This window comes from Bariatricus sp. SGI.154 (assembly GCF_050313795.1).
Classification (GTDB): Bacteria; Bacillota; Clostridia; order Lachnospirales; family Lachnospiraceae; genus CAMBRQ01.
In genome coordinates this window covers 16,103-32,624 of sequence record NZ_JBNPMC010000028.1, presented here as the reverse complement: position 1 = coordinate 32,624, position 16,522 = coordinate 16,103, and the positions used below count along the sequence as shown (strand labels likewise).

16 protein-coding genes and 1 pseudogene are annotated in these 16,522 nt (G+C 43.7%); 15 read left to right on the top strand and 2 right to left on the bottom strand.

Annotated features, from left to right (window positions below; genetic code table 11):
- The first annotated feature begins 98 nt into the window (after positions 1-98).
- The 12 genes from ACQRBN_RS12435 to ACQRBN_RS12380 all read left to right on the top strand — a co-directional run bounded on the left by ACQRBN_RS12435 (position 99) and on the right by ACQRBN_RS12380 (position 11,355).
- On the top strand, positions 99-557 hold the full coding sequence (locus ACQRBN_RS12435) for an RrF2 family transcriptional regulator (RefSeq protein WP_427739313.1): 459 nt from the start codon (positions 99-101) through the stop codon (positions 555-557).
- A gap of 43 nt (positions 558-600) precedes the next feature.
- Positions 601-1,779: a cysteine desulfurase NifS gene (gene nifS, locus ACQRBN_RS12430; RefSeq protein WP_427739312.1), complete on the top strand. Its 1,179-nt coding sequence runs from the start codon at positions 601-603 to the stop codon at positions 1,777-1,779.
- A 28-nt stretch (positions 1,780-1,807) separates the two neighbouring features.
- The gene (gene nifU, locus ACQRBN_RS12425) at positions 1,808-2,251 is read left to right on the top strand and encodes a Fe-S cluster assembly scaffold protein NifU (protein WP_427739311.1); all 444 of its coding nucleotides are present in this window, start codon (positions 1,808-1,810) and stop codon (positions 2,249-2,251) included.
- A 69-nt stretch (positions 2,252-2,320) separates the two neighbouring features.
- Complete coding sequence (mnmA, locus tag ACQRBN_RS12420; RefSeq protein ID WP_427739333.1) at positions 2,321-3,415, top strand: tRNA 2-thiouridine(34) synthase MnmA; 1,095 nt, start codon at positions 2,321-2,323, stop codon at positions 3,413-3,415.
- Positions 3,412-4,242, top strand: a complete 831-nt coding sequence (locus tag ACQRBN_RS12415; protein ID WP_427739310.1) for a histidinol-phosphatase HisJ family protein — start codon at positions 3,412-3,414, stop codon at positions 4,240-4,242. Before mnmA ends, ACQRBN_RS12415 begins: the two co-directional genes overlap by 4 nt.
- A 137-nt stretch (positions 4,243-4,379) precedes the next feature.
- The gene (gene gap / locus ACQRBN_RS12410; protein ID WP_427739308.1) at positions 4,380-5,393 is read left to right on the top strand and encodes a type I glyceraldehyde-3-phosphate dehydrogenase; all 1,014 of its coding nucleotides are present in this window, start codon (positions 4,380-4,382) and stop codon (positions 5,391-5,393) included.
- A gap of 207 nt (positions 5,394-5,600) precedes the next feature.
- Positions 5,601-6,794: a phosphoglycerate kinase gene (locus ACQRBN_RS12405; protein ID WP_427739307.1), complete on the top strand. Its 1,194-nt coding sequence runs from the start codon at positions 5,601-5,603 to the stop codon at positions 6,792-6,794.
- 65 nt (positions 6,795-6,859) lie between these two features.
- Positions 6,860-7,609, top strand: coding sequence for a triose-phosphate isomerase (gene tpiA, locus ACQRBN_RS12400; RefSeq protein ID WP_427739306.1), 750 nt, complete (start codon positions 6,860-6,862; stop codon positions 7,607-7,609).
- Positions 7,610-7,686: 77 nt separating this feature from the next.
- On the top strand, positions 7,687-8,514 hold the full coding sequence (locus tag ACQRBN_RS12395; protein WP_427739305.1) for an alpha/beta hydrolase: 828 nt from the start codon (positions 7,687-7,689) through the stop codon (positions 8,512-8,514).
- A gap of 90 nt (positions 8,515-8,604) precedes the next feature.
- Positions 8,605-10,143, top strand: a complete 1,539-nt coding sequence (gene gpmI / locus ACQRBN_RS12390; RefSeq protein WP_427739304.1) for a 2,3-bisphosphoglycerate-independent phosphoglycerate mutase — start codon at positions 8,605-8,607, stop codon at positions 10,141-10,143.
- 83 nt (positions 10,144-10,226) lie between these two features.
- The gene (locus ACQRBN_RS12385) at positions 10,227-10,397 is read left to right on the top strand and encodes a hypothetical protein (RefSeq protein ID WP_427739302.1); all 171 of its coding nucleotides are present in this window, start codon (positions 10,227-10,229) and stop codon (positions 10,395-10,397) included.
- 184 nt (positions 10,398-10,581) lie between these two features.
- Positions 10,582-11,355: a DUF4179 domain-containing protein gene (locus tag ACQRBN_RS12380; protein WP_427739301.1), complete on the top strand. Its 774-nt coding sequence runs from the start codon at positions 10,582-10,584 to the stop codon at positions 11,353-11,355.
- A gap of 63 nt (positions 11,356-11,418) precedes the next feature.
- On the opposite strand, the gene ACQRBN_RS12375 is transcribed toward ACQRBN_RS12380, so the two are convergent.
- On the bottom strand, positions 11,419-12,297 hold the full coding sequence (locus tag ACQRBN_RS12375) for an AraC family transcriptional regulator (RefSeq protein WP_427739300.1): 879 nt from the start codon (positions 12,295-12,297) through the stop codon (positions 11,419-11,421).
- Positions 12,298-12,488: 191 nt separating this feature from the next.
- Here ACQRBN_RS12375 and uxuA point away from each other — a divergent pair, with 191 nt between their 5' ends.
- Positions 12,489-13,556: a mannonate dehydratase gene (gene uxuA, locus ACQRBN_RS12370; RefSeq protein ID WP_427739299.1), complete on the top strand. Its 1,068-nt coding sequence runs from the start codon at positions 12,489-12,491 to the stop codon at positions 13,554-13,556.
- A pseudogene (locus tag ACQRBN_RS12365) lies at positions 13,556-14,757 on the top strand (hypothetical protein). Before uxuA ends, ACQRBN_RS12365 begins: the two are co-directional and overlap by 1 nt.
- Before the next feature lie 115 nt (positions 14,758-14,872).
- On the opposite strand, the gene ACQRBN_RS12360 reads toward ACQRBN_RS12365, so the two are convergent.
- Positions 14,873-15,640 (bottom strand): IclR family transcriptional regulator, encoded by a 768-nt coding sequence (locus ACQRBN_RS12360; protein WP_427739298.1) that lies wholly within the window; start codon positions 15,638-15,640, stop codon positions 14,873-14,875.
- Between the two features lie 235 nt (positions 15,641-15,875).
- Here ACQRBN_RS12360 and ACQRBN_RS12355 point away from each other — a divergent pair, with 235 nt between their 5' ends.
- Positions 15,876-16,520, top strand: a complete 645-nt coding sequence (locus ACQRBN_RS12355; protein WP_427739296.1) for a bifunctional 4-hydroxy-2-oxoglutarate aldolase/2-dehydro-3-deoxy-phosphogluconate aldolase — start codon at positions 15,876-15,878, stop codon at positions 16,518-16,520.
- The last annotated feature ends 2 nt before the right edge of the window (positions 16,521-16,522 follow it).

The following is a 16,522-nucleotide window of genomic DNA, read 5'->3' as shown; positions in this document are numbered from 1 at the left end:
TATTCGATAAGAGGACTTGACAGAACAAAAAAGCAGTGCTATCCTACATATAGCAAATATCCTAGCGATTTGCTAGGGATTAAAAAGAAGGTGAGTCAATGAAACTTTCGACAAAAGGAAGATATGGTCTTCGAGCCATGATAGATCTTGCCAGATACAGCGAGGAAGAGCCGGTATCCATCAACAGTATTGCGGCAAGGCAGGATATTTCGGAACGATACCTGGAGCAGTTAGTGGCTTTGCTTCGAAAAGCGGGGCTTGTGAATAGTATCCGTGGTGCTACAGGGGGATATATATTAGCGAAGAAGGCGAATGAGATCTCTGTGGGAGACGTGCTAAGAGCGCTGGAAGGAAGCCTGGAGCCGGTGAAATGCGCAGCTTACTATTCAGAAGATGGCTGCATGGCGGCAGATGGATGTGTCACAAAATATGTGTGGCAGAAGATTAATGACAGTATCAACGATACCGTGAATCATATGATGTTGGATGAATTGGTAAGAGAGAGCAAGTCGCTGAACCCAGAAGGCGGATGCGAGGGGCAGAAATGTAATCACTAGAAATTATAATATAATATTCTAATTTTAAAGAAGGAGAAGAAGCATGGGAAGATTAATTTATTTAGATAATGCGGCGACAACAAAGACTGCGCCGGAGGTTGTGGAGGCGATGCTGCCATATTTTACAGAGAACTATGGCAATCCATCCAGTGTCTATAGTTTTTCGGCTGGCAATAAAGAAGCAATCAGCCAGCAGAGAGATATCATCGCAGAAGCGCTTGGAGCAAAGGGAAACGAGATCTATTTTACCGCAGGCGGTTCGGAATCAGACAACTGGGCATTAAAGGCAACGGCGGAAGCATATGAAAGCAAAGGCAATCATATTATCACGACCAAGATTGAGCATCATGCGATTCTGCATACGGCAGAGTATCTGGAAAAGAAAGGATTCGAGGTTACGTATCTGGATGTAGATGAGGATGGAAAGGTGAAGTTAGATGCCCTGAAAGCAGCGATTCGTCCGACTACAATCCTGATCTCGGTTATGTATGCGAATAATGAGATTGGAACGATCCAGCCGATTAAGGAGATTGGCGAGATTGCCCATGAGCACGGAATCCTGTTCCATACAGATGCAGTGCAGGCATTTGGACAAGTACCGATCAATGTGGATGAATGCCATATCGATATGCTGAGTGCCAGTGGACATAAGCTGAACGGACCGAAAGGAATTGGGTTCTTGTATATTCGCAAAGGTGTGAAGATTCGTTCTTTCGTGCATGGCGGAGCGCAGGAGAGAAAACGCCGTGCCGGTACAGAGAATGTTCCGGGGATCATTGGATTAGGTACAGCGGTTAAGCGTGCGGTTACAACAATGCAGGAAAGAACTGCGAAAGAAACAGAACTTAGAGATTATCTGATTGAACGCGTCATGAAGGAGATCCCTTATTGCAGATTAAATGGACACAGAACAGATCGTCTCCCGAACAATGCGAATTTTAGTTTCCGGTTTATCGAAGGAGAATCCTTGTTGATTATGCTGGATATGAAGGGCATCTGTGGTTCCAGTGGTTCGGCATGTACTTCTGGCTCGCTTGATCCGTCACATGTGCTGCTGGCAATCGGATTGCCTCATGAGATAGCGCATGGTTCACTTAGATTGACGCTGAATGAAGAGATAGCAAAAGAGGACATTGATTACGTTGTAGATAACCTGAAAGAGATTGTGGAGCATCTGAGAAAGATGTCGCCGCTTTATGAGGATTTTGTGAAAAAACAATAATAAATTGTATGTACAGGAGGAAATAATTATGTATACAGAAAAAGTAATGGATCATTTCCAACATCCGAGAAATGTTGGTGAGATAGAGAATGCCAGTGGAGTTGGAACAGTAGGAAATGCAAAATGCGGAGATATTATGAGAATCTATCTGGATATTGACGACAACCAGATCATTCGCGATGTTAAGTTCAAAACATTTGGCTGTGGTGCGGCTGTAGCAACCAGCAGTATGGCAACGGAACTGGTAAAAGGCAAGTCGATTCAAGAGGCGATGGAAGTGACGAACAAAGCGGTTATGGAAGCGCTGGATGGACTGCCTCCGGTAAAGGTACACTGTTCATTGCTGGCAGAAGAAGCCATTCATGCGGCACTGTGGGATTATGCGGAGAAGCATGGAATCAAGATTGAAGGTTTGGAGAAACCAAAGTCCGATATTCACGAGGGCGAGGAAGAGGAAGAAGAGGAATATTAAGCAGCGAAGAAAGAGTATGTCGGGAGAAGCAGGATAGAAGATTCAACCGATCACTCAGGCGGAGAGATGATGGAGAAGAAAAAAGTGGTAGTAGGGATGTCCGGAGGAGTTGATTCCTCCGTGGCAGCCTGGCTGTTGAGAGAGCAGGGATACGATGTTATAGGCGTGACCATGCAGATCTGGCAGGAGGAAGAACAAAGCGTTCAGGAGGAGCAGGGAGGCTGCTGTGGCTTGAGTGCGGTGGACGATGCCAGACGAGTGGCGGCATCTCTGGATATCCCTTATTATGTTATGAATTTTAAGCGGGAATTCAAAGAATCTGTAATTGACTATTTTGTAGACGAATATCTCCATGGGAGAACGCCGAATCCTTGCATTGCCTGTAACCGTTATGTGAAATGGGAGGCACTTCTTAAGAGAAGCATGGATATCGGAGCGGATTATATAGCAACCGGACATTATGCAAGAATCGACAGGCTGGCGAACGGAAGATATGCACTTCGCGTATCAGAGACAGATGCAAAGGATCAGACCTATGCGCTTTATAATCTTACCCAAGAGCAGTTAGCGCATACATTGATGCCTGTAGGCAGTTATTCTAAAGAGCAGATCCGTAAGATGGCAGAACAGATTGGACTTCAGGTGGCACATAAACCAGACAGTCAGGATATCTGTTTTGTGCCGGATGGAGATTATGCATCTTATATTGAAGACAATGCCGGAGTGAAGAGTTTCCCCGGTAATTTTGTGTTGTCTGACGGGACGATTGTGGGACAGCATAAGGGAATTGTCCATTATACGGTTGGCCAGCGAAAGGGATTGGGATTATCACTGGGACATCCGGTGTTCGTTCTGGAGATTCGCCCTGAGACGAATGAAGTGGTAGTGGGAACCAATGAAGAATCCATGTCCCGTTATGTCAGAGCGAATCAGGTGAATTTTATGTCGGTAGAGGACTTGCCTGAGAAAAAGAGGGTATGGGCGAAGATACGCTATAATCACCGAGGTGCATGGTGCACGGTGGAGAAGACGGGAGAAGACGAGATCCTGTGTGTATTTGAAGAGCCGCAGAGGGCAATTACTCCGGGACAGGCAGTTGTCTTGTATGACGGTGAGTATGTGCTGGGTGGCGGAACGATTATAGGAGGAGAAGAAAGAGAATGAGAGCAGACGTACACATGCATTCATCGTTTTCCAGTGATTCGGAAGCGAGTCCTGAGCAGATGATTCAGGGGGCGATTGCAAAAGGCCTGGAGGTGATCTGCTTTACAGATCATTATGATAAAGATAATATGGAATGGGGACCGGAGGATATCTTTGATCCGGAATCCTATTTTCGTACATTAGTGCCTTTAAAAGAGAAGTATAAGGAGCAGATTGAGATCAAGATCGGTGTTGAACTGGGGCTTCGTCCTTATCTGGGAGAACATTATAAGGAACTGGTTGATAGATATCCGTTTGATATGGTTATTGGTTCTGTCCACAGTGTTCCATATAAGAGGGTGAATGGTGAAGACATCTATACGGATCCGGCGGCGGGCAGATTGTTCCGTGACAGGACGGATGAAGAAGCATATCGTCTGATCTTAGAGACGACGCTTGAAAATGTGAGGACTCTTTCGGATTATGATGTGCTTGGACATCTGGACTATGCGGTTAGGTATGGTGCGAACCGGGAGAAGGAATATTCTTACCAGAGATTTGCGGATATTATTGATGAGATCCTAAGAACCTTGATTGAGAAGGAGAAAGGATTGGAATTAAATATGGCAGGATTAAAATATGGACTGCCATTTGCGCATCCGCATTCGGATGTATTAAAAAGATACAGAGAATTGGGAGGAGAGATCATAACAGTTGGTGCAGATGCTCACAAGCCAGAGCATATCGCCTATGATTTCCATAAAGTATCAGAGATATTAAAGGCATGTGGGTTCAAATATTATACAGAATACACAGCAAGATCGAGTAAATTTATCCAACTTCCATAAAAATGGGAAAACCTCTTGAATTTTTGTATCAGATTTAGTACAATTATTAGCAGTTGAGGATTATTTAACGATGTTAAAGGCTTCACAAAAAGGTGACTGCATAAACAGTTAATAACAAACTTTAGGAGGAATTAATCATGGCAGTAAAAGTAGCGATTAATGGATTTGGACGTATTGGACGTCTTGCGTTCAGACAGATGTTTGGAGCAGAGGGATATGAAGTTGTAGCAATCAACGACTTGACATCTCCTAAGATGCTCGCACACTTATTAAAGTATGACTCTTCACAGGGTAAATATGCTTTAGCTGACAAAGTAGAAGCTACAGAAGATTCTATCGTTGTTGATGGAAAAGAGATCAAGATCTATGCAAAGGCTAACGCTGAGGAACTTCCATGGGGAGAGATCGGTGTTGACGTTGTTCTTGAGTGTACAGGATTCTATACATCTAAAGAGAAAGCATCTGCTCACGTTAAAGCAGGAGCAAGAAAAGTTGTTATCTCAGCACCAGCTGGTAACGACCTGCCAACAATCGTATATAATGTAAACCACGAGACACTGAAGCCAGAAGATACAGTTATCTCTGCAGCTTCTTGTACAACAAATTGCTTAGCACCAATGGCTAAGGCTCTTAATGACCTTGCACCAATCAAATCTGGTATCATGTGCACAATTCACGCTTACACAGGCGATCAGATGACACTTGACGGACCACAGAGAAAAGGTGATCTTAGAAGATCTCGTGCAGCAGCAGTTAATATCGTACCTAACAGCACAGGTGCTGCAAAAGCAATCGGTCTTGTTATTCCAGAGTTAAATGGAAAATTAATCGGAGCTGCTCAGCGTGTTCCAACCCCAACAGGATCTACAACAATCTTAACAGCAGTTGTTGAAGGAACTGTAACAGTTGATGAGATCAACGCAGCTATGAAAGCAGCATCTACAGAATCTTTCGGATACAATACAGATGAGATCGTTTCCAGCGATATCGTAGGTATGAGATATGGTTCATTATTCGATGCTACTCAGACAATGGTATGCCAGTTAGACAACGGAACAACAGAGGTTCAGGTTGTATCTTGGTATGACAATGAGAATTCTTACACAAGCCAGATGGTAAGAACAATCAAATACTTCTCTGAATTAGCATAGAGCACTTAGTGAGGTCTTTTCGACCTTAGTGCGAATGCTGTTCTTCGGAACTTGGCGAGGTATTGTCGAGCCTGGTCTCGAAGAACTACCTTACTTAAGACTCACAAAGGGTCCGGTCTTATAAAGGACCGGACCCTTTTTAGTATCAAATTCAAGAATATAGGGGCAATACATACCCTTAATAAATATAACTGAGGAGGCAAATCAATGCTTAATAAAAAATCAGTAGATGATATTAATGTAAAAGGCAAAAAAGTACTTGTAAGATGTGACTTCAACGTTCCTCTTATTGATGGAAAGATTACAGATGAGAACCGTCTGGTTGCAGCACTTCCTACAATTAAGAAATTAATCGCAGATGGCGGCAAGATTATTCTTTGTTCCCACCTTGGAAAACCGAAGGGAGAGCCGAAGCCGGAGTTGTCTCTTGCACCAGTAGCAGTTCGTCTGTCTGAACTTCTTGGACAGGAAGTAAAATTTGCAGCAGACCCGGAAGTAGTTGGGGAGAATGCAAAAGCAGCAGTAGAAGCAATGCAGGATGGAGATGTAATCCTTCTTGAAAACACACGTTACAGAGCAGAAGAGACCAAGAATGGCGAAGCGTTCAGCAAAGAACTTGCTTCTCTTTGCGAAGTATTCGTGAACGATGCATTTGGTACAGCTCACCGTGCACACTGCTCTAACGTTGGGGTGACAGAATTTGTTGATACAGCAGCTGTAGGATATCTGATGCAGAAAGAAATCGATTTCCTTGGAAATGCAGTAAATAATCCGGAGAGACCATTCGTTGCAATCCTTGGCGGTGCTAAGGTATCCAGCAAGATCTCTGTGATCGAGAACCTTCTTGATAAGGTTGATACATTAATCATTGGTGGAGGTATGTCTTATACATTCTCTAAAGCACAGGGCGGAAGTGTAGGAAATTCTCTTCTTGAAGCAGATTACTGCGAATATGCACTGAACATGCTGAAGAAAGCAGAAGAGAAAGGTGTAAAACTGTTACTTCCAGTAGATACAGTTATCGCAGATGATTTCTCTAATGATGCTAATTCTAAGGTTGTAAAATCCGGCGAGATTCCGGAGGGATGGGAAGGACTTGACATCGGACCAGACACAGAGAAGATCTTCTGTGAAGCAGTTCAGGATGCTAAGACTGTTGTTTGGAACGGACCAATGGGATGCTTCGAGATGCCGAAATTCGCTCATGGTACAGAAGCAGTAGCAAAAGCACTTGCAGATACAGATGCTGTAACAATCATCGGTGGAGGAGACTCTGCAGCAGCAGTTAACCAGTTAGGATATGGTGACAAGATGACACATATCTCAACAGGTGGTGGTGCATCTCTTGAATTCCTGGAAGGCAAGGAATTACCGGGTGTAGCAGCTGCTAATGATAAGTAAGCACTTGGCGAAGTTGTATATCTATTGAGAAAGATAATATAAGAATAATATTAGGAGAATATATCATGGCAAGAAGAAAAATTGTAGCAGGCAACTGGAAGATGAATAAGACTCCAAGCGAGGCAGTTGCATTAGTTGAAGAATTAAAACCATTAGTAGCAAGCGAAGATGTTGATGTAGTATTCTGTGTACCGGCAATCGACATCATCCCTGTAGTAGAAGCATGCAAAGGCACAAACATTGAGGTTGGTGCAGAGAACATGTATTTTGAAGAGAGCGGAGCATACACAGGAGAGATTTCTCCGGCAATGCTTACAGATGCAGGAGTAAAATACGTTGTCCTTGGACACTCCGAGAGAAGAGAATATTTCGCAGAGACCAATGAGACAGTTAACAAGAAGATGTTAAAAGCATTTGAGCATGGTATTACACCGATCATGTGCTGTGGCGAGACCCTGGAGCAGAGAGAGCAGGGTGTAACGATGGATTTCATTCGTCAGCAGGTTAAAGTTGGATTCCTGAACGTAACAGCGGATCAGGCAAAAGAAGCAGTTATCGCTTATGAGCCAATCTGGGCAATCGGAACAGGAAAGACAGCTACAACAGAACAGGCTGAAGAAGTATGTGCAGGAATCCGTGCATGCATCGCGGAAGTTTACGATGAAGCAACAGCAGAGGCAATCCGTATCCAGTACGGCGGATCTGTAAATGCAGGCAATGCAGCAGAGTTATTTGCTCAGGCTGATATTGACGGAGGACTCGTTGGTGGAGCTTCTCTGAAGGCTGACTTTGGTAAGATTGTAAATTACAAGTAAGAGTAAATTCAGTCGTAGGGGGCAGCATACGCTCCCTACGATTTTTGGTTGCCAAGGCATGAGGAAAGGATTGTTTTATGATTTATCAAGAGATTCCGATACGGGTAGAAGGCTCTGCGGATTATGCAAGGCTTGAGACTTATATTCTGGATACGCCGCATGACCGGCTGCTTAAGATTCAGAAAAGGCCGATGATTATCATTTGTCCGGGAGGCGGTTATGAGATGACCAGTTACCGGGAGGGAGAGCCGGTTGCAATGCATTTCTTAAGTAGGGGATATCATGTGTGTGTGCTGCGCTATTCGGTAGCACCATCCTGTTTCCCAACACAGGTTCTGGAAGTGGGGCAGGCGATGAAGATCATACATGAACATGCCAGAGAATGGAGTGTTGATGTAGATAAGATCGTGGTTCAGGGGGCATCTGCCGGAGGACATCTTGCAGCGAGTTACGGCATCTTCTGGAATCAGGAATTCATGAGTTCTAAACTTCAGGCGAAGGCAGAGGAACTGAGACCGAAGGGAATTATGCTGAGTTATCCTGTGATTACTTCTGATCCCAGATATGCCCATATGGGAAGTTTTGAGAATCTCTTGGGAGACAAACTTAGTCAATGTGCGGATGCGATGTCTCTTGAGAAACAGGTGACAAAGACAATGCCGTCTTGTTTTATGTGGCATACAGCCACTGATGCAACCGTGCCGGTGGAGAATTCTTTGCTGATGGCGATGGCGCTTCGCAAGGTGAATGTCCCGGTTGAACTGCATATTTTCCCGGAAGGAGAGCACGGTCTTAGCCTTGCCAATTCTTTGGTAGAACGCGAGGATGGAAGCGGTGTTCAGGAAGAATGTGCGCAGTGGATAGATCTGGCAGATGCATGGATCGATAAATTGTGTGGTGTGTAATGATTAGCAGGTGCATTTGGTAACTGGTTTCATGGAGCAGGGATTGCTTTGTGAGATGAAATAAAAAGAGAGTCAAAAAGGAGAATAGACATGAGCAAAAAACCAACAGTATTAATGATTTTAGATGGCTATGGATTGAATGAGAATACTACCGGAAACGCTGTTGCGCAAGGGCAGACATCGGTTATGGATAAATTAATGGCAGAGTATCCATTTGTCAAAGGAAATGCAAGCGGAATGGCTGTAGGTCTTCCGGACGGACAGATGGGTAACTCAGAAGTAGGACACCTGAACATGGGAGCAGGACGTATCGTATATCAGGATCTTACCAAGATTACAAAGGCGATTCAGGATGGAGATTTCTTCGAGAATAAGGCACTTCTTGCAGCATGTGAGAATGCTAAGAAGAATGACAGTGCGCTTCATATGTTCGGTCTTGTATCCGATGGCGGCGTACACAGCCACAATACACATATCTATGGACTGTTAGAATTGGCAAAGAGACAGGGTGTTGAAAAGGTATATGTACATTGCTTCCTTGACGGACGTGATACACCTCCGGCATCCGGAAAAGAATATGTTGAAGAATTAGTAGCAAAGATGCAGGAGATTGGCGTTGGTGAAGTCGCAACAGTGATGGGACGCTACTATGCTATGGACCGTGATAACCGCTGGGATCGTGTAGAGAAGGCATACAGAGCAATGGTTTATGGTGAAGGTGAGATGGCAGTAAGCGGACCGGAAGGAATCCAGGCTTCTTATGATAAGGATGCAACGGATGAATTCGTGCTTCCAACAGTAGTTATGAAAGATGGCGCTCCTGTTGCAACGATTAAGGATAATGATTCGATCATCTTCTTTAACTTCCGTCCGGATCGTGCAAGAGAGATTACCAGAACTTTCTGTGATGATGAATTTACAGGATTCGATAGAGGCGAGAGAGTAAAGACAACGTATGTATGTTTTACCGAATATGATGTGACGATTGAGAATAAACAGGTTGCATTCGTGAAAGAAGAGATTACCAATACATTTGGCGAGTTTCTTGCAGCAAATGATAAGAAACAGGCACGTATCGCTGAGACAGAGAAATATGCACACGTAACATTCTTCTTCAATGGCGGTGTAGAAGAGCCGAATGAAGGTGAGGACAGAATCCTGGTTAAGTCACCAAAGGTAGCGACTTACGATCTGAAGCCAGAGATGAGCGCTTATGAAGTATGCGATAAACTGGTAGAAGCAATCAAATCTAATCACTATGATGTAATTATCATTAATTTCGCGAACCCGGATATGGTTGGTCATACAGGTGTGGAAGCCGCAGCAATCAAAGCGATTGAGGCAGTCGATGAGTGTGTAGGCAAGGCGGTCGATGCTATCAAGGAAGTAGACGGACAGATGTTCATCTGTGCCGACCATGGTAACGCAGAACAGCTGATTGATGAAGAGAGTGGAGAGCCGTTCACTGCCCACACAACGAATCCAGTACCATTCATCCTTGTAAATGCAGATCCGGCTTATAAGTTGAGAGAAGGCGGATGCCTGGCAGACATCGCACCGACATTGATCGAACTTATGGGAATGGAACAGCCAAAAGAAATGACAGGCAAGAGCCTGCTTGTGAAATAATTAACTGGGGGCGTAGTAAAATGCACTTTTACTACGTCCCAAATTGTCATTTGGGGTGTACCTAAGTGGACAAGGAGCGTACTATGCATATTGTGATTATCGAAGATGAGACAGTAATTCGTCAGGAATTAAAGCAATTATTAGAGAATGCCTTATATCAGGTAACAGCCCCGGAAGACTTCGTGGATGTTGCCTCTTTTGTATTTGAGAAACAGCTAGCTGGATCTAGTACTTCTGGACTTGAATCTGCCTAATGAATCAGGCTTTGATATCTGTACGAAGATACGAATGAAGTCGGATGTTCCAATTATAAAGGTGAATTGATGCAGGAGATTTAGGAGAGATGCACTTGATAGGCACAAGCGAGCCGTTGCTGCCATTGTCATAGTCATAGTTCTATGTATTCTCGCAGGAGCGGCGGTTAAGTATTCATATCGTTTGCAGGATCAGAATTATGAAGTGAAGAATGATGACTACTGCCTGAGAATTGAAGATGTATTGGCAGATGGAGATGTGAAGAGTGTATTAGTGTCGGTGGAAGCCTTGAATGAAGAAAGTAACGATGCGGTGAGAAATAGTGTCAGTTGTCCCAATATCGGGTTCTCTGATATATTTGGATTTGGTTCCAGTGGGAGTGGCAGTGTAACGTTATATGGAGAATATGGGGCAAAGAGATATTTTATGTGTGAATGGAACGCCGGCGGAAATATCTGCACGGTGCAATATGCGGACAATATTCCGAAGATTCCGGATGATGAGTGGCTCAAGGAGCATGGAGATGAGATCCTAAGCATATCCTTCAGGGTGGAGGATAAGATGAATAAAGTCATTAAGATGAATCCGAAAAAGAATGAATTCCCGGAAGGAATTACGATCAAAGCAATTGAAATTCGAGGAATGTGTATAAAAGTGCAGGGCTGCCGGTCCAGATGGTCACAAGGAGAAGCGGCGGAGGCTATAAATGTGAATTTTTGCCCTACGGTGACGGCGATACGAAAGGATGGAACCTGTGTAAGACTCATGCAGGGGGATATGGGATATGACGGAGAAGAAACGGATGAAATCTGGTATTCTGGCAGCGGAGGCGGTCGTACCGGCAGTGATGGAAAGATAACGAAGATGGAAAAATATGAACTGTTCCGTAAGACATTTGAACTGGATGATGTCGTAAAAGTCAGGGTGAATGATGTGGAATATAATGTCGAAAGGTAGTGTTTGGGACGTAGTAAAAGTGTATTTTACTACGTCCCAAACTAGCATATGTCCTGTACCCAATCAGTCACATCCCACAATCTTCATATCCCGAAAGTCTTTGGGAGAGATTCCATATTCTTTCTTAAAAGCACGGTAGAAACTTGAATAATCTCCGAAGCCAAATGTCTGGTATGCTTCTGTAATACTCATATCTCCAAGAATAGCTTCTTTGCAGAGAACGAGTCTTTTCTTGGTAATATACTGATGAATGGACATGCCTAAGTTCTCTTTGAATACATGGGCAATGTGGTATTTGCTTACATAGAATTCTTTGGCAAGTATTTCTAATGATAGGTCGTCATCCAGATGATCTTCAATATAGATCTTAAGATTCCTATAAAGAGAACTTTCTTCGGCATTTCGCTTTCCTGGATTCCTCTGATAATAGAGTATGCGGTTCAGATACATGATCAGATCATTAACGCACAGAGGAAGCAGTGCTTCCTTTCCAAAACGGTTGCCTTGCGTTTCTTCGATTAATTGAAGAACTTTGGCCTGAACCCCATTAAAGGTAATCTGATCGGTGTGTAAGATATAAGCGTGGCTGGTCATAACGTACTGTACCAGATAAGCATAATCATTAGATTGTTTCAGAAGATGCTGGTAGTAATCCTGGCTGATCCAGAACACAAAACGCCGATATGGAGTCTCCAGGCTATGTATGATGGGTCGGTGAGGAATGTGAGGTGGAATCAGCATAATATCTCCGGGCTGAATCGGATAGATGCTCTTGCCAATCTGTGTACTGATATCACCTTCTATAAAAAAATAGAACTCATAATAATCGTGAGAATGTATGTCTACTTTTGAAAGATTATGGTCACTATAATAATAGATTTCGAAATCTTTGGATAGCATATATTGACGGGTGTTGAATGCGGTCTGCAGATTTTTTTTCATGAAGAATGCCTCACATGTGGTAGATTTCTTCTTTAAGCAATCCGATATACTTAAGGTGATTTTAGCGTATCACAAAACCACGATTTTTGCAATGTATACAACAACTTCGGCTATGGTAGTTTGGGGTGGATTTTATATAATAAAATTATAAGAACCGCAAACATTTTTAGTAAAGGAAGAGGTAAAAAATTATGGAAATGACACTCAGATGGTATGGAAGCAAGTTCGACACGATTACCTTGAAGCAGATTCGCCAGATTCCAGGCGTAACAGGTGTAATCACTACACTGTATGATACACAGCCGGGGGAGGTATGGAGTCGTGAGAGAATTCGTGAGATGATCGATGAGGTAGAGGCATCCGGACTTCGTATCGCAGGTATCGAAAGTGTGAACATCCATGACGCGATTAAGACAGGAGCGCCGGAGCGTGATCAGTATATTGAGAACTACATTCAGACATTGGAGAATCTGGCTCTGGAAGGACTTCATCTTGTATGCTATAACTTCATGCCAGTATTCGACTGGACAAGAACCGAGTTAGCAAGAATGCGTCCGGATGGATCTACCGTACTTGCTTACACGCAGGAAGCAGTAGACGATCTTGATCCTGAGAAGATGTTCGACTCCATCGCAGGTGATATGAACGGTACTGTAATGCCTGGCTGGGAGCCTGAGAGAATGGAGCATGTAAAAGAACTTTTTGAACTCTACAAAGATGTAGATGAAGAGAAACTATTTGAGAATCTGAAATACTTCCTTGAGAAGATTATGCCAACATGTGACAAATACGATATCAACATGGCGATTCACCCAGATGATCCGGCATGGAGTGTATTCGGGCTTCCTCGTATCATTACTTGTAAAGAGAACATCCAGCGTATGATGAAGATGGTAGATAATCCGCACAATGGTGTAACATTTTGCTCCGGTTCTTATGGAACTAACCTGAACAATGATCTGCCGGATATGATCCGTTCATTAAAAGGGCGTATCCACTTCGCACATGTGCGTAACCTGAAGTTCAATTCTCCGACAGATTTCGAAGAGGCAGCACATCTGTCTTCTGATGGAACATTCGATATGTATGAGATTATGAAAGCATTATACGATATCGGATTCGATGGACCGATCCGTCCGGATCATGGACGTATGATCTGGGATGAAGTGGCAATGCCTGGATACGGACTCTATGACCGTGCATTGGGAGCAACTTACCTGAATGGTCTGTGGGAAGCAATTCAGAAAGGAGCAAGATAATGAGGAGATTAAGCGCGCAAGGACTTGCTGATAGAAAACAATGGGAAGATGCGGGGTATGCACTTCCACAGTTCGACCGTGAAAAAGTGACAGAGGCTACGAAGGAGAATCCGTTCTGGATTCACTTTGGAGCAGGTAATATCTTCCGTGCATTCCAGGCAAATGTTGTTCAGAACCTTCTGAATGACGGCGTTCTGGATCGTGGTCTGGTAGTAGCAGAGGGGTTTGACTATGAGATCGTAGAGAAGATGAACCGTCCACATGATGATTACAGCTTTCTGGTTACTTTGAAAGCAGATGGTAATGTAGAGAAGACCATCGTAGGAAGCGTGGTAGAATCCCTGATTCTGGATTCTGAGAATGATACGGAGTACGAGCGCCTTAAAGAGATCTTCCGTAAGGATTCTCTTCAGATGGTATCCTTCACGATTACAGAGAAAGGATACAGTCTTGTAAATGGAAGAGGCGAGACCCTTCCGGCAGTAGCAGATGATTTTGAAAAAGGACCAGAAAAGCCGGTTTGATGTTTACAGAGCGTGAAACGGTAGAAAAAGTTGAGAAGATGAAGGTATGTACCTGCCTGAATCCTCTTCATACAGCTCTGGCTGTATATGGATGTCTGCTTGGTTACCAGAAGATCTCTGATGAGATGAAAGATGCGGAACTTAAGAAACTGGTAAAGACGATTGGATATGTGGAAGGACTTCCGGTTGTAGTGAACCCAGGCGTTTTGGATCCGAAGGAATTCATTGATACCGTATTGAATGTGCGTATCCCGAATCCATTCATGCCAGATACTCCGCAGCGTATTGCTACTGATACTTCACAGAAACTGGCAATCCGTTTTGGAGAGACGATCAAAGCATACCAGGCTTCCCCTGAACTGGATGTGAAAGATCTGAAACTGATCCCGTTGGTATTCGCAGGATGGCTGCGTTATCTCATGGGCGTGGATGATGAAGGCAATAAGTTTGAGTTAAGCCCAGACCCGTTGAAAGATACAGTATGCCCGTACGTTGCGGGACTGGAATTAAAAGAGGGACAGGATGTGGAAGCAGCAGTTGCACCAGTGCTTAAGATGACACAGATCTTCGGTGTTGATCTGTATGAAGTCCAAATGGCAGATGTTGTATGCGGATATCTGAAAGAACTGACCGCGGGTCCGGGAGCCGTACGCGCTACTTTGAAGAAATACGTGTAGGGAGGCTTGTGCGATGAAAGCATTTATGGATCAGGACTTTTTGCTGGAGACCGAAACCGCCAAAAAATGTTGACGGTGGCAAAACTGTAGGTTATGAAAAGAAGGGGCAGAGGCATTAATGCCTTTGCCCCATTTCCCATTGGATCTGGTCCTTAATTTGAAGGATTAGTTTTTGGAAATTCTTAAGCTGTTCATCACTCATCCGGTCTTTAGGGGCGGAGATGCTGATTGCATAGTGGGATTTTCCGCGATAATCCTTAAGGGATACGGCAATACAGCGTACGCCGAGTTCATTCTCTTCATTGTCAAGAGAATAGCCATCTTTACGGATGCTGGCAATTATTTTTTTGAATTTGTCGAAATCGGTCACAGTATAGTCGGTCAGTTTCCGTATATCGCTTTGCTCCCAGATATGCTGAATCTTGTCGTCACTCATGTCAGCAAGCAGTGCTTTTCCAACGCCAGAGCAGTACAGGGGAATGGATTTCCCAACCATTGATACAAGGCGTACGGAATTTTTGGATGCTTCGACTTTATCGATGTATACGGCATTGATACCATCCATCTGGACCAGATGGACTGTCTCGCCGGTCTGTTCTGCCAGTTCTTTAATATATGGCCGGGCAATGTCTATCATGTTATTCTGGGCAAGAATCTGATTCGAGATATGGCAGAACTTAAAACTTAAACTGTATTTTGAAGTTTCCGGGTCTTGTTTGACGTAATCCATGAAGATTAATGAATTCAGGATTCTGTGTACTGTGCTTTTGTTCAGATTCAGTTCCTTGCTCAGTTCCAGAAGTCCCATGGGACCATACTTTGCAAGGCATTCGATGGTATGGAATATGCGCTCCGATACCTGGATTGGGTTCTTTTCTTCCATAGAGATCACTCCATTTCGCTTTCTAGTGGAATTGTAGCACGATTGTGGGTGGGAGTAAATAGGGATTTTTTTGTATAGAACTTGAGAAAAAAAAAGGTGGAGAAATTGCTTGACAATAAATGGATATAGAGTATAATTAGAATCAAGAAGTTCGTATTGTGAAAGCGAGTTCCATAATATGAAACTTGGGACTAGAAAGAGAAAGAAAAATAATATCAAATTAAAAGGAGAAACTATGATGAACGAAGTATTAGAAAAGATTCAGGAATTAGGGATCGTGCCGGTTGTTGTTCTTAATGATGCGAAGGATGCAGCACCTCTTGCACAGGCTCTGTGTAATGGTGGGCTTCCGTGTGCAGAGGTTACTTTCCGTACAGATGCAGCAGAAGAAGCGATTCGAATTATGTCTGAGCAGTTCCCGGATATGTTGATTGGAGCAGGAACTGTGATTACAACAGAGCAGGTTGACCGTGCAGTAGCAGCAGGTGCGAAGTTTATTGTCAGCCCTGGACTGAATCCAAGGATTGTAAAATACTGTGTAGAAAAGGGAATCCTGATTACACCAGGTTGCACGAACCCAAGCGATATCGAACAGGCAATCGAGAATGGGCTAGAAGTTGTAAAGTTCTTCCCGGCTGAGCCAGCAGGCGGACTTAAGATGATTAAGGCTATGGCTGCGCCATATGTTGGAATGAAGTTCATGCCTACAGGCGGTATCAACCAAAACAATGTAAGAGATTATCTGGCATATGATCGAATCGTAGCTTGTGGCGGAAGTTGGATGGTGAAAGGTGATCTTGTGGATGCAGGAGACTTTGATAAGATTGAAGAACTTACAAGAGAAGCAGTAGAGATTGTAAAAGAAAGCAGAGGGAAATAATC

Coding starts and splice junctions, on each gene's coding strand:
- ACQRBN_RS12435 (WP_427739313.1), top strand. CDS start 99: ATGAAACTTTCGACAAAAGGAAGATATGGTCTTCGAGCCATGATAGAT.
- nifS (WP_427739312.1), top strand. CDS start 601: ATGGGAAGATTAATTTATTTAGATAATGCGGCGACAACAAAGACTGCG.
- nifU (WP_427739311.1), top strand. CDS start 1,808: ATGTATACAGAAAAAGTAATGGATCATTTCCAACATCCGAGAAATGTT.
- mnmA (WP_427739333.1), top strand. CDS start 2,321: ATGGAGAAGAAAAAAGTGGTAGTAGGGATGTCCGGAGGAGTTGATTCC.
- ACQRBN_RS12415 (WP_427739310.1), top strand. CDS start 3,412: ATGAGAGCAGACGTACACATGCATTCATCGTTTTCCAGTGATTCGGAA.
- gap (WP_427739308.1), top strand. CDS start 4,380: ATGGCAGTAAAAGTAGCGATTAATGGATTTGGACGTATTGGACGTCTT.
- ACQRBN_RS12405 (WP_427739307.1), top strand. CDS start 5,601: ATGCTTAATAAAAAATCAGTAGATGATATTAATGTAAAAGGCAAAAAA.
- tpiA (WP_427739306.1), top strand. CDS start 6,860: ATGGCAAGAAGAAAAATTGTAGCAGGCAACTGGAAGATGAATAAGACT.
- ACQRBN_RS12395 (WP_427739305.1), top strand. CDS start 7,687: ATGATTTATCAAGAGATTCCGATACGGGTAGAAGGCTCTGCGGATTAT.
- gpmI (WP_427739304.1), top strand. CDS start 8,605: ATGAGCAAAAAACCAACAGTATTAATGATTTTAGATGGCTATGGATTG.
- ACQRBN_RS12385 (WP_427739302.1), top strand. CDS start 10,227: ATGCATATTGTGATTATCGAAGATGAGACAGTAATTCGTCAGGAATTA.
- ACQRBN_RS12375 (WP_427739300.1), bottom strand. CDS start 12,297: ATGAAAAAAAATCTGCAGACCGCATTCAACACCCGTCAATATATGCTA.
- uxuA (WP_427739299.1), top strand. CDS start 12,489: ATGGAAATGACACTCAGATGGTATGGAAGCAAGTTCGACACGATTACC.
- ACQRBN_RS12360 (WP_427739298.1), bottom strand. CDS start 15,640: ATGGAAGAAAAGAACCCAATCCAGGTATCGGAGCGCATATTCCATACC.
- ACQRBN_RS12355 (WP_427739296.1), top strand. CDS start 15,876: ATGATGAACGAAGTATTAGAAAAGATTCAGGAATTAGGGATCGTGCCG.